The sequence below is a fragment of the Ornithinimicrobium avium genome (assembly GCF_003351765.1).
Taxonomy (GTDB): Bacteria; Actinomycetota; Actinomycetes; order Actinomycetales; family Dermatophilaceae; genus Ornithinicoccus; species Ornithinicoccus avius.
The window spans coordinates 1,253,838-1,266,296 of the sequence record NZ_CP031229.1 but is presented as its reverse complement, the minus strand read 5'-3'; the positions used below and the strand labels follow the sequence as shown (position 1 = coordinate 1,266,296).

The following is a 12,459-nucleotide window of genomic DNA, read 5'->3' as shown; positions in this document are numbered from 1 at the left end:
GCTCGGTCGCCGCCGGCCACCGACGTACCATGGCGCAATGCCCGAGCCCCGCCCCGCCCAGCGCCGGGGCGCGCAGCTGGTCGCGGCCAGGAGGGCGGCGCTGCCGGCCCCGGACGCGCTGCACTACCCACCCGAGCTGCCGGTCAGCGAGCGGCGCGCCGACCTGCTCGCGACGATCCGGGACCACCAGGTCGTGGTCGTCGCCGGCGAGACCGGGTCGGGCAAGACCACCCAGCTGCCCAAGATCTGCCTGGAGCTGGGCCGCGGGGTGGAGGGGCAGATCGGCCACACCCAGCCGCGGCGGATCGCGGCGCGCTCGGTCGCCGAGCGGATCAGCGAGGAGCTCGGCGTGGAGCTGGGGACCACGGTCGGCTACCAGGTGCGGTTCACCGACCGGTCCCGTGCGGACACGCTGGTCAAGGTGATGACCGACGGCATCCTGCTCTCCGAGCTGCAGCGGGACCGGATGCTGCGGCGCTACGACACGATCATCATCGACGAGGCGCACGAGCGCAGCCTCAACATCGACTTCATCCTCGGCTATCTCAGGAACCTGCTGCCGCAGCGCCCCGACCTCAAGGTGATCATCACCTCGGCGACGATCGACGTGGACCGCTTCGCCGCGCACTTCGCCGACGCGCAGGGCCGCCCCGCCCCGGTCGTCGAGGTCAGCGGGCGCACCTACCCGGTCGAGGTGCGCTACCGGCCGCTGGTGCGCGAGAGCGCGCCGGCCCGCGGCGGTGCCGACGCCGAGCCGGTCCTCGTCGAGGTCGACCAGGTCACCGGCGTCGTCGAGGCCGTCGAGGAGCTGTGGACCGAGGCCTCCGGCCGCGACGGGCGGGGGGAGGACGTCCTGGTCTTCTGCTCCGGCGAGCGCGAGATCCGCGACGTCGTCGACGCCCTCGAGGGCATGGACCTGCCCGGCACCGAGGTGCTGCCGCTCTACGGGCGGCTGTCCGCGGCCGAGCAGCACCGGGTCTTCTCCCGGCACGCCGGGCGGCGGATCGTGGTGTCGACCAACGTCGCCGAGACCTCGCTGACCATCCCCGGCATCCGGTACGTCGTGGACACCGGCACCGCGCGCATCTCGCGCTACTCCCAGCGCCTGAAGGTCCAGCGGCTGCCGATCGAGCCGATCAGCCAGGCCTCGGCCAACCAGCGCGCCGGCCGCGCCGGCCGGCTCGCGGACGGGATCGCGGTGCGGCTCTACTCCGAGGAGGACTTCGAGGGGCGCCCGGAGTTCACCGACCCCGAGATCCTGCGCACCAACCTGGCCAGCGTCGTGCTGCAGATGACCAGCCTGGGACTGGGGGAGATCGAGAAGTTCCCCTTCGTCGAGCCGCCGGACTCCCGGCAGGTCGCCGACGGTGTGCGGCTGCTCACCGAGCTCCAGGCGATCGACCCGACCGCGCCGGCGCACGTCCCGCGCGAGCGGATCACCCCCTACGGGCGGGCGATCGTCGCGCTGCCGGTCGACCCGCGCCTGGCGCGGATGCTCGTCGAGGCCGAGAAGCAGGGCGCGCTCAAGGAGGTCATGGTCATCGTCGCGGCGCTGTCCATGCAGGACGTCCGCGAGCGGCCCACCGAGCAGCGCGAACGCGCCGACCAGCTGCACGCGCGCTTCCGGCGGGTCGGGGGCGTGCCCACGCACGGCGGTCCTGACGCCGACCTCTCCGCCCGCGGCGCCGACGGCGGCGAGGGCAGGCCGGTGCGGGTCCAGGGTGCCGGCGGCCGCGGCCCCCGCAAGGACGTCCGTCCGGGGGGCGGTCGGGGGGCGGAGCCTCCCGACCGGGTGGACTCCGACTTCCTCGTCCTGCTCAACCTGTGGAAGTACCTGCAGCGCGAGCAGAAGCGCCTCTCCGGCAGCGCCTTCCGCCGGCTGTGCAAGGCGGAGTTCCTGCACTACCTGCGGGTGCGCGAGTGGCAGGACCTGCACACCCAGCTGCGCAGGGCGGCCAGGAGCCTGAACCTGCAGGTCAACGAGCACCCCGCCAGCGCCGACCAGGTCCACCAGAGCCTGCTGGCGGGCCTGCTCTCGCACGTCGGGTTGTGGGAGCGGGAGAAGCGCGACTACCTCGGCGCGCGCGGCGCCCGCTTCGTCCTCCAGCCGGGCTCGGTGCTGCACCGCCGCAACCCCGAGTGGGTGATGACCGCCGAGCTGGTCGAGACCTCCCGGCTGTGGGCGCGCACCAACGCCGTCGTCGACCCCGCCTGGGTGGAGGCCGCGGCCCAGCACCTGGTCAGGCGTTCCTACTCCGAGCCCCGCTGGTCGCGCTCCGCCGGGGGAGCGGTGGCCGAGGAGCAGGTGACGCTCTACGGCATACCCCTCGTGGCCGGGCGACCGGTGCCCCTGGGCCGGATCGACCCGCAGACCGCCCGCGACCTGTTCATCCGGACCGCGCTGGTGGAGGGCGACTGGGAGACCCGGCACGAGTTCTTCCACGCCAACCGGCGGCTGCTCGACGACCTCGGCCAGCTCGAGGCGCGGGCGCGACGCCGCGACATCCTCGTCGACGACGAGACGCTCGTGGAGTTCTACGACGCGCGGATCCCCGCCGAGGTCGTCTCCGGGACGCACTTCGACACCTGGTGGAAGCAGGCCCGCCGCGAGGACCCCGACCTGCTGACCTTCACCGAGGACCTGCTCGTCGCCGACGCGGGCGCGGTGAGCGCGCAGGACTTCCCGACGACGTGGGCGCAGGGGGAGCTGACGTTCGGGCTCACCTACCAGTTCGACCCTGGCGGCGCGGCGGACGGCGTCACCCTGCACGTGCCCGTCGAGGTGCTCAACCAGGTCGAGGACACCGGGTTCGACTGGCTGGTGCCCGGGCTGCGCGAGGACCTGGTCACCGCGCTGCCCAAGGACCTGCGGCGCAACTTCGTCCCCGCGCCCGACCACGCGCGGGCGGCGTTGCGAGGTATGGAGTCGGCCGGCACCGTGGGCACGATCCCCGTCGCGGAGGCCCTCGCCGAGGAGCTGACCCGCCGCGGGCTGGTGCGCGTGCACGCCGAGGACGTGGCGTGGGAGCGCGTGCCCGACCACCTGCGCATGACCTTCAGCGTCGAGCGGGCGGTGCGGGCCAAGGGCCGGGGGCGCGGTCGCGGCGGGCGGGTCGAGGTGCTCGGCGAGGGCAAGGACCTGGCGGCGCTGCAGGCCGAGCTGGCCGGACAGGTGCGCACCACGATGGCGGCGGCCGCCTCCGGGGTGGAGCGCACGGGGCTGACCACGTGGCCGGCCGACCTCGACCCGCTGCCGGAGACGTTCAGCAGGCAGGTCGGGCCGCGCACGGTGCAGGGCTTCCCGGCGCTGGTCGACACCGGTGCGGCGGTCGACGTGCGGGTGCTGGCCACCCGGTCCGAGGCCGCCCGCGAGACGCTCCGTGGCATCCGCCGGCTGCTGCTGCTCAACACCCAGCCTCCGTGGAAGCGGCTGCTGGCCCTGCTCACCAACGCCCAGAAGCTCTCGCTGGGCCACAACCCGCACGGCTCCGTGCCGGCCCTCCTGGAGGACGCGCTCGCGGCGGCCGTCGACTCGGTCGTCGCCGACCTGCCCGGGGCCACGGTGCGGACACCGGCGCAGTTCGAGGCCGCCCTGGTGGCGGTCCGTCAGCAGGCCGTGCCGCGCGTGCTGGAGATCGTCGAGGCGCTCGTGCCGATCCTGGACACCGCGCGCGAGGTCTCGCTGCGGCTGCAGCAGCTGACCACGCCGGCCGCGGCCGAGATGGCGCTGGACCTGCGCAGCCAGCTCGACCGGCTGGTGCGGCCCGGGTTCGTCACCGAGGTCGGCCGCCCCCGCCTGCCCCGCATGGTCGTCTGGTTGCGGGGGATGGCCGAGCGGCTCGACAAGGGCGTGCAGGACCTGCCCCGGGACCGGAAGCGCACGCAGGAGGTGCAGGTCGTGGAGGAGGAGCTGGGGAGGTTCCTCGAGGGTCTGCCGCCGCACCGGCGCCACGACCCCGACGTCCTCGAGATCGTCTGGTCGCTGCAGGAGCTGCGCGTCTCGCTCTTCGCCCAGCGGCTCGGGACGGCCGGACCGGTGTCGGCCAAGCGCATCTACGCGGCGATGGACGCGGCCGAGGACGCCACGGCGACCGGGTGACCTCCCTCCACGTCGCCGAGTGCTCAGCCGCCGCCGGCGGGCGGTGCTCCTCAAGCTCGCCGCGTCCCTGCCGGGCCCGCACCGCATACCCTCGTGCCCATGCTTCTCGTGGGACTCTCCGGCGGGATCGGGTCGGGTAAGTCGACCGTGTCCCGGCGGCTCGCCGCGCTCGGGGCCGTCGTCGTCGACGCCGACCGGGTGGCCCGCGAGGTGGTCGAGCCGGGCACACCGGCGCTCGCCGAGATCGCCGCGCGCTTCGGGACGCACCTGGTCGCCGCCGACGGGACCCTGGACCGGCCGGCACTGGGCGCCGTGGTCTTCGGCGACGAGGGCGCCCGCAAGCAGCTCGAGGCGATCACCCACCCGAGGATCACCGAGCGCACCCGCGAGCTCGTCGCAGCCGCGCCGGACGACGCGGTGGTCGTGCACGACATCCCGCTGCTGGTGGAGCTGGACCGGACCGGTGACTACGCGCTGACCGTGATCGTCGACGTGCCGGCGGAGGTGCGCCTGCGCCGGCTCGTCGAGCTGCGGGGGATGGAGGAGGCGGCGGCCAGGGCGCGGATCGCCGCCCAGGCGGACGACGCGCGGCGACGGGCGGCGGCCGACGTGCTGCTGCCCAACGCTGGCAGCATCCAGGAGCTGCAGACGCGGGTCGAGCGGCTCTGGCACGAGCGGCTCGTGCCCTTCGAGGCCAACCTGCGCCGCGGTCGGACCGCGCGGCGCAGCGAGGTCCTCGCGGTGGTCGACCACGACCCGGCGTGGGCGGCGCAGGCCGACCGGCTACGCGCCCGGCTGCGCCACGCGCTCGGTGGCGCGGCGGTGCGCGTGGACCACGTGGGCTCCACGGCGGTGCCGGGGCTCCCGGCCAAGGACGTCGTGGACCTGCAGGTCGTCGTGCCCTCGCTGGAGGTGCTCGACGACGCCCACGTGGTCGGGCGGCTCGGGCGGGTCGGCTTCCTGGCGCCGCGCGAGGGCTGGGACCACGGCCCGGGACCGGACGTCGACCGGCTGCCCAAGCGGCTGTGGGGCTCCGGCGACCCCGGGCGGGTGGTGCACGTGCACGGCCGCGCCGCGGACGGGCCGGGCTGGCGCCTGGCGCTGCTGATGCGCGACTGGCTGCGCGCGGACGCGCAGGCCCGGGCGGACTACCTGCACCTCAAGCAGTCGCTCGTGGCGGCCGGCCTGACGACCAGCGACTACGCCGAGGCCAAGGAGCCGTGGTTCGCGCGGGCCTTCCCCCGCGCGCAGGAGTGGGCGGCGCGCACCGGGTGGCGGCCGACCTGACAGGCCGGTCCCGCGGTGGCACGCTGGTGGCCATGAACGAGGACCAGCGACTCTCGACCGACCCCGAGCTGGGCGCCTGGCGGGTGCTGCTCGGTCGGCTCGTCTCGCGGTGGGCGACCGGCAGCTTCAGCACAGGGGCCGAGTTCGCCTCGCGGATCGCCGCCGCGGCCGACGAGCTGAACCACCACCCCGACGTCGACCTGCGCTACCCGCACGTGACCGTGACCACGGTCAGCCATGACGTCGGCCGGCTCACCGACCGGGACCGTCGGCTCGCGCTCGCGGTCAGCCGGATCGCCGAGGAGCTGGGTGTCGAGCCCGCCCCGCCGGGGGCGCTGGCCGAGCTGGAGATCGGTCTGGACGTCATGGTGCAGGCCGACGTCGAGCCGTTCTGGCGGGCCGTGCTGGGTTACGAGGGCACGGGTGGCGCCGACGGCGGCGAGCTCGTGGACCCCTCGGGCCGGCAGCCGACGCTGTGGTTCCAGCAGATGGACGAGCCGCGCACGCAGCGCAACCGCTTCCACCTGGACCTGACCGTCCCGCACGACGTCGCGCAGGAGCGGCTGGCCCGTGCGATCGAGGCGGGCGGGCGGCTCGTCTCCGCCGAGCACGCCCCGTCGTGGTGGGTGCTGGCCGACGCCGAGGGCAACGAGGTCTGCATCTGCACCTGGCAGGGCCGCGGCACCGCCTGAGGCGAGCGCCCCTTCCTCTCCGGTCGCGGCTCCGGTCGCGACGTCACCGCAGACGAGACAGCCCCGGCTCCCGATGGATGTCGCGGATCGTCGACGTGCACGGTGGTCGACGATCCGCGACATCTCCGCCGAGCCGGGCTTGTCCCGGCGTCGCGACGCCTCCACCGCGGACCGGCCGTCCTCGCTGGCCGGGACCCCGCCGACGTCGCGCGTCGCTCAGTCAGCCCTTCGCGTCCTCCGCCGGCGCGGTCAGCCCGAGCACCGGCGGCAGCTCGCGCGGCTCCTTCCCGAGGACGTGCTCGGCGAGGAAGGCGCAGACCACGGCATACCAGATCTTGGCGTGCTGGGGGGAGAGGATCCAGTGGTTCTCGGCCGGGAAGTAGAGGAACCGGTGGACCGTGGAGCCGTCTTCGCCGGCGGGCAGGCCGGAGCGGGAGAGCAGCTCGTACCACAGCCGCAGGCCCTCGCCGATCGGCACGCGGTAGTCCTTGTCGCCGTGGATCACCAGCATCGGGGTGACGATCTGCTCGACGAACCGGTGCGGGCTGTTGGCCAGGCTCATCTGCGGGGTCATCTCGCGCTGCCAGTAGAAGGCGGCGTCGGTCGTCGGCCCGAAGCCCTCCAGCTCCCACAGCGAGGCGTGCGTGACGATCGCCCTGAAGCGGTCGGTGTGCCCGGCGACCCAGTTGGCCATGTAGCCGCCGAACGAGCCGCCCATCGCCGCGGTCCGGGAGGCGTCGACGTCGTCCCGGGCGACCACGGCGTCGGTGATCGCCATCAGGTCGGTGTAGGGCGCCTCCCCCCACGCGCCCCAGCCACGCTGGATGAAGTCCTGCCCGTATCCGGTGGACAGCGCGGGGTCGGGCAGCAGCACGGCGTAGCCCTGGGCCACGAGGATCCACGGGTTCCACCGCCAGGACCAGGCGTTCCACGAGCCGAGCGGGCCGCCGTGGATCCACAGCAGCAGCGGGTGCCCCTCGGCGGGCGCGTCGCCCTCGGGCAGCGCCAGCCAACCGCGCACGCGCGTCCCGTCCTCGGCCGTGGTCCCGACGTCCTCGAGCCGCCCCGGGACGGCGGGGCGCTCCACCGGTCCCGGCAGCGCGGTGACCTCTCCGGTCTCCAGGTCCAGCCGCGCCGGCTCGCTGGGGAAGAGGTAGGAGCTGCGCAGCCCGTAGGCCACCCGCCCCTCGGGATCGACCACCAGCTCGCTCCAGGCGTCGTCGTCGTGCGTGAGCTGGGTGACCTCACCGGTGGCCACCTCGATCCGGAAGACCGGGCGCCGTCCGTCCTGGTCGGCCAGCGCCAGCACCGCCGACCCGTCCGGCGTCCAGGCCGCCGGGGTGGGCCACGCGTCCCAGTCCGGGGCCAACGGCGTCGTCTCGCCCGTGGTCGTGTCCATCAGGTGCAGGCGCGGGTGCGGCGGGTCGGTCGGGGTGGTCACCCGGTCGGTGACGACCACCGCGCGGGTCCCGTCCGGACTGACCGGGCCGCTGTCCACCTCGGTGCCCTCCAGGTCCAGGAGGGTATGCCGTTCGCCGGACGCCACGTCGATGCGCACCAGCGCGGAGCGCTGCTCGGCGCGGGCCATCGGCACCGGGACCGCCAGCAGCGCGAAGGTGCCGTCGGGGGAGAGCACCGGGTGCGGCTCGTGCAGCGGGAGGGCCAGGTCGCCGGTGAGCCGGCGCAGGCGGTGCGGCGCGGTCCGGTCGAGCGTGCCGGGCAGCGGCGCGGGGGCCTCGTCCTCGGCGTCCGTCGCCTCCGCCTCGCCCTCCGCGGGCCCGGCGGCACCCTCCTCGAGCACGAAGACGTGCGGGCGGGCCGGCCCCAGGTCGTGGTCCCAGAAGCGCACCGGGTAGCCGCTGTGCAGGATCGCCTCGACCCCGGCCTCCTTGCGGGCCGCGACCAGCCTCGCGTCCTGCTCCTCGTCAACGGCTCCCGGCAGGACCGCGGCGGTGACGAGCACGACGTCGGCGTCGGGGGCGCAGGTGACCGCGTCGACCCCGCCGGGCCGGCCGAGCACGACGCGTGCCTCGCCGCCGTGGGCGGGGATCAGCCACAGGGCGGCCCGCGGCTCGTCCTCCTCGGCGTCCGGGTCGGGCCGCGCGGAGGTGAAGTAGAGGTCGCCGCCCGCGCCGAACGCCGCGCCCGTCTCGCCCTTGGCGCTGCGGGTGAGCCGGTGCGCGGGCCGCTCGCCGGTCGGGTCGACCTCCCACACCGCCGAGGAGTAGCCCGTACCCTTCCGGTTGAGGGTGGCCACCGTCGTCACCAGCCGGCGGCCGTCCGGCGACAGCGCCAGCCCGGAGAGCCGCGGGACGGCGACGTAGTGGTCGAGGTCGTGGAAGACGGTCGGCGGTGCGCTCATGGGACCTTCCTAACATCCGCCACCCACCGGCGCGCGTGCACCTGCGACGATGCACCCCATACCTCCCGGAATCAAACCCGACCGTCACCACGTTGCACCACGTGGAGAGAGGAGACTGAGACCCGTGACGACGCACTCACCGCTGTTCCGCCTGGAGGCAGACGCCGAGCGCCAGCCCCAGCCCGCCCCGCTGCTCTTCGTGGCGCTCGAGGGGTTCCTCGACGCCGGGCAGGTCCGCAGCGCGCTGGCCGAGCACCTGCTGGACACCCTCGAGCACGAGGTGGTGGCCAGCTTCGCCGTCGACGAACTGGTCGACTACCGCTCGCGCCGACCGCTCATGACCTTCGACTCCGACCACTACGCCGACTACGACGACCCCTCGCTCATCCTCTACCGGATGACCGACGCCGCGGGCGAGCCGTTCCTGCTCCTGCACGGTGTCGAGCCGGACTTCCGCTGGGAGGGCTTCGTGGAGGCGGTGCGCCAGCTGGGACTGGCCTTCGGCGTGCGCCGCGTCGTGAGCGCGCACGGCATCCCGATGGCGGTGCCGCACACCCGGCCGGTGGGGATGACCCGCTTCGCCAGCGACCGGGAGCTGCTCGGCGACCACACCCCGATCTTCGGCTCGGTCAAGATCCCCGGCAGCGCCGAGGCGCTGCTGCACCTGCGGCTGGCAGAGGCCGGGCTGACCACGATGGGCGTGGCCGTCCACGTGCCGCACTACCTGGCCGAGACGCAGTTCGGCGACGCGGTCGTGGCAGCGGCCGACGCGGTCATGGACCTCACCGGGCTGGTGCTGCCGACCGCCGAGCTCGTCTCCGCCGCCGCTCTCACCCGCGGCCGCATCGAGGCCGAGCTCGAGCAGAACGAGGAGGCCCGCGAGGTCGTGGAGGGGCTGGAGCAGCGCTACGACCACTTCGTCGAGGGCCAGCGCCGCCGCAGCCTGCTCGCCGCGGAGGCGGCCAAGCTGCCCAGCGCAGACGAGATCGGGGAGGCACTGGAGGCGTTCCTGGCCGACCCGGGCGTCGCCGGTCCCGCACCCCAGGAGCCCGGCGAGGGCACCGAGGAGCCCGGCTGAGGCGACCCCGGGCCCAGCAGGACCCACGGGGTATGGCGTGCGCACGCCATACCCCGTCCTCTCACCCCTTGCCGTCCCGGTCGGGAGCGGCGGTCTGCGTGGGCGGGGTCGTGGACGGACCCGGGTCGAGCCGGCGCGCGGGAACCCGGAAGGACTCCATCCGGCGGCGGCGCGCGCCGGCGACCAGCACCCAGCCCTCGAGCGCCAGCCCGAGGACGAGCAGCGTCGTGCCGGCCAGGACGCCGGCCGTGCCCCGCAGACCCGTGCTCGAGGCGGCCTGCGCGGGCGGTCCGACCCGGAACTCCTGGGCGGGCTCGCAGGAGACCACGACCTCGCCGGTCAGACCCTGGGGGCTGCGCGCCAGCTCGTGGTAGGTCGCGCCGTCCACCTCCACCCCGTAGCCGGACACCGGTCGCAGCAGCGTGCGGTCGTCCGCGGTGCACACCGCCGTCGCGAAGGCGGACGCGTCGGGAGACCAGAGCGAGAAGCCGCCCGCCCCCGCGTCGACCGTCGTCCTGTGCGTCGCCGCGCCCAGCTGCACGTCCGGCGCCTCGGTCAGTCCCCGCAGACCGAGCCAGAGCAGCGCGGCGCCGGCCAGCACCATCAGCGCGGCGATCGCGGCCAGCAGGCGCCCGCGTGTCGTCCCGTACCCCGTCGGCATGACGGGAAACCTAGCCCACGCCGTGTCAGGATGTGAGCCGACATCCCCGACCCTAGGAGGACCCATGGGCCTGTTCGGCTCCGACGACCGCCCGGCACACCGGGAGGCCGACCTGCCGGCACCCGAGGACGCCGGTCCGCTGGACTCGATCGCCAACGCCTTCGTCAACCGGATCATGGACACGGGGATCGACGGCATCGGCCCGTTCTCCTCGTCCTCCAAGGTGGCGGCCGACGCGCTGGCCAAGCACCGCGGCGACGTCCGGAAGGCGGTCCGCGAGGTCGTCTCCGACCATGTCAAGCTGGCCGGCGCGGGCGGTTTCGCCACCGGCGTCGGCGGCATCATCACCATGCCGGTGTCGCTGCCGGCCAACGTGCTGGGCTTCTACGCGATCGCCACCCGCATGGTGGCCGCCGTCGCCGAGCTGCGGGGGTATGACGTCTCATCCCCGGGGGCCCGGGCGGCGGTCCTGCTCTCGCTCGTCGGCGCGGACGCCGACGACCTGCTGCAGAAGGCGGGGCTGGGCGCCGTCACCGGGATGACCGGCTCCGGCCGGCTGGCCCGGATGGCGGTCTCCAGGATGCCCAAGGCCGCCGGGATGATGATCAACAAGGCCGTCGGGTTCCGGCTGCTCACGACCGTGGGCGGCAAGGCCCTGGCCCGGTTCGTCCGGTTCGTGCCGATCGCCGGCGGCATCGTCGGCGCCGGCCTGGACGGGATCCTGATGAAGCGGATCGCCGACCACGCGCGCAAGGAGTTCGTGCCCCGCCCCGCCGGGGAAGGATCCGTCCACACCCCCTGACCCGGGCGCGCGTCGTCCACAGATCGTCGGCGAGGGGCTGCCGGCGGCAGCCCCTCGCCGTCACCGTTGGCGCATGGACGACATCACGGAGACGGAGACCACTGCGAAGCCCACCACCTGCGAGAGCACCCGGCGAGGGGAGGAGGCGGGGGAGGGGCCGGTGCTGCTCTCGGGCACCGAGCACCTGCTCGCGGCGCTGCCGCACGTGCTCGGCTACCACCCGCGCCGCTCGGTGGTGCTGGTCGCGACCGCCCCGGGCGCCCGCGACGCCCCCCACCGGCGCCACGCGGTCCTGACCGCGCGGGTGGACCTGCCGCCCGGCGAGGACGCGGACGTGGTGCTCCAGGCGTTCGCGGGGCCGCTGGCCCGGGTGGCCCGCGAGCAGGCCGGCGCCGGGGGAGGTGGCGCGGGTCGGGCCGGCGTGCCCGAGGGGCTGGACGGTCTGCTGCTGCACGTCTTCGTGCACGACGCACCTCCGCAGGTCGCCGACGCGGTGGCCTGCGCGGTCTGGACCCTGGCCTCGGCCGGCGGGCACGGCCTGCACGACCTGCTGCTCGTGGAGGGGGAGCGCTACCTGCCGCTCGTGGCCGACGGGGTCGCTGGCGGGCGGATCCTGCGGCTGGTCCTTGGCCTCGACCCTGCCGATGAGGTCGTGGCGGGGACCGGGGGCGCAGGTGGCGCAGGGGGCGCTTCCCGGGGAGCCGACGGCACGGCTGCTGACAGTGCCTGGGGCTGGCGTCCCGTCCCCGTGCCCGCGGACGTGCCCGGTGTGGCCGACCTCGTCCTGCGCGGGAGGTCGGCCCTGCCCGGACGGGACGACGTCGTGGCCGGCGTGCGCCGTCACGACCCTGACGCCGCGGCGCAGACCGGCTCGGCCCTGGACGCGCTCCGTCGCGGCACGGACGGCTCCGGCCGCACGAGGCAGCACCAGCTGTCCGCGCTGGCGTGCCTGAGCCGCTGGGTGGTCGACGGAGAGGACGAGCCGGACCCCGCGCAGCGGGCCCGCGTCGTCCTGGCGCTGTCGGACCGCACCCTGCGCGACGCGCTCCTGGCGCGGTGGCTGCCCGAGCTGTTCAGCGTGGAGGAGGTGCTGTCCGCCGAGGACGCGCGGGACCTGCGGCGTTCGGTCCGTGCGTGGCCCGCCCGGGACGCCGGAGCGCTGGACCGGCTGCTGGGGGTGGCCGCCGCGGTGCCCCGTCCGGTAGCCGCCCCGCTGCTGACCGTGGCCGGCGTCGTCGCCTGGGGACAGGGGGAGGGGACGGTCGCCAACGAGACGGTCGACCTCGCCCTGGAGATCGACCCCGGCTACCGCATGGCGCTGCTGGTGCAGGCGGCGCTGGAGCGGGGCATCCCGCCCTGGCGACGGGGGGCGAAGGCGGCCTGACCTGCGCTGCTGGGGACGCGGCACCGGGCGTGCGGGGGTGCCCACCTCGGGCCGTGCGGACGGAGACGACGGTGTAGCCTCCCTTCCAGGATTC

The 12,459-nt window shown here is 75.0% G+C and carries 8 protein-coding genes; 6 read left to right on the top strand and 2 right to left on the bottom strand.

Annotated features, from left to right (window positions below; genetic code table 11):
• The first annotated feature begins 37 nt into the window (after positions 1–37).
• The 3 genes from hrpA to DV701_RS05700 all read left to right on the top strand — a co-directional run bounded on the left by hrpA (position 38) and on the right by DV701_RS05700 (position 6,078).
• Complete coding sequence (gene hrpA, locus DV701_RS05710; RefSeq protein WP_228255245.1) at positions 38–4,099, top strand: ATP-dependent RNA helicase HrpA; 4,062 nt, start codon at positions 38–40, stop codon at positions 4,097–4,099.
• A 99-nt stretch (positions 4,100–4,198) separates the two neighbouring features.
• Positions 4,199–5,386, top strand: a complete 1,188-nt coding sequence (gene coaE, locus DV701_RS05705; RefSeq protein WP_114927448.1) for a dephospho-CoA kinase — start codon at positions 4,199–4,201, stop codon at positions 5,384–5,386.
• A gap of 32 nt (positions 5,387–5,418) precedes the next feature.
• The gene (locus DV701_RS05700) at positions 5,419–6,078 is read left to right on the top strand and encodes a VOC family protein (protein ID WP_114930821.1); all 660 of its coding nucleotides are present in this window, start codon (positions 5,419–5,421) and stop codon (positions 6,076–6,078) included.
• Between the two features lie 220 nt (positions 6,079–6,298).
• On the opposite strand, the gene DV701_RS05695 is transcribed toward DV701_RS05700, so the two are convergent.
• On the bottom strand, positions 6,299–8,440 hold the full coding sequence (locus DV701_RS05695; RefSeq protein WP_114927447.1) for a S9 family peptidase: 2,142 nt from the start codon (positions 8,438–8,440) through the stop codon (positions 6,299–6,301).
• 124 nt (positions 8,441–8,564) lie between these two features.
• On the opposite strand from DV701_RS05695, the gene DV701_RS05690 reads away from it, so the two are divergent.
• Positions 8,565–9,518 carry a PAC2 family protein gene (locus DV701_RS05690; protein WP_114927446.1) on the top strand — a complete coding sequence of 318 codons (954 nt, stop codon included), beginning with the start codon at positions 8,565–8,567 and terminating at the stop codon, positions 9,516–9,518.
• Between the two features lie 61 nt (positions 9,519–9,579).
• Here the strand turns inward: DV701_RS05690 and DV701_RS05685 are convergent, their stop codons facing one another.
• Positions 9,580–10,179, bottom strand: coding sequence for a hypothetical protein (locus DV701_RS05685; protein WP_114927445.1), 600 nt, complete (start codon positions 10,177–10,179; stop codon positions 9,580–9,582).
• Between the two features lie 64 nt (positions 10,180–10,243).
• Here DV701_RS05685 and DV701_RS05680 point away from each other — a divergent pair, with 64 nt between their 5' ends.
• Positions 10,244–10,981, top strand: coding sequence for an EcsC family protein (locus DV701_RS05680; RefSeq protein WP_114927444.1), 738 nt, complete (start codon positions 10,244–10,246; stop codon positions 10,979–10,981).
• 73 nt (positions 10,982–11,054) lie between these two features.
• Complete coding sequence (locus DV701_RS05675) at positions 11,055–12,365, top strand: DUF4192 family protein (protein WP_114927443.1); 1,311 nt, start codon at positions 11,055–11,057, stop codon at positions 12,363–12,365.
• Positions 12,366–12,459: the final 94 nt, after the last annotated feature.

Excerpts from the sequence above, each read along its gene's own strand:
- DV701_RS05675 (WP_114927443.1), top strand. The coding sequence starts at position 11,055 with ATGGACGACATCACGGAGACGGAGACCACTGCGAAGCCCACCACCTGC.
- DV701_RS05695 (WP_114927447.1), bottom strand. The coding sequence starts at position 8,440 with ATGAGCGCACCGCCGACCGTCTTCCACGACCTCGACCACTACGTCGCC.
- DV701_RS05680 (WP_114927444.1), top strand. The coding sequence starts at position 10,244 with ATGGGCCTGTTCGGCTCCGACGACCGCCCGGCACACCGGGAGGCCGAC.
- hrpA (WP_228255245.1), top strand. The coding sequence starts at position 38 with ATGCCCGAGCCCCGCCCCGCCCAGCGCCGGGGCGCGCAGCTGGTCGCG.
- DV701_RS05685 (WP_114927445.1), bottom strand. The coding sequence starts at position 10,179 with ATGCCGACGGGGTACGGGACGACACGCGGGCGCCTGCTGGCCGCGATC.
- DV701_RS05700 (WP_114930821.1), top strand. The coding sequence starts at position 5,419 with ATGAACGAGGACCAGCGACTCTCGACCGACCCCGAGCTGGGCGCCTGG.
- coaE (WP_114927448.1), top strand. The coding sequence starts at position 4,199 with ATGCTTCTCGTGGGACTCTCCGGCGGGATCGGGTCGGGTAAGTCGACC.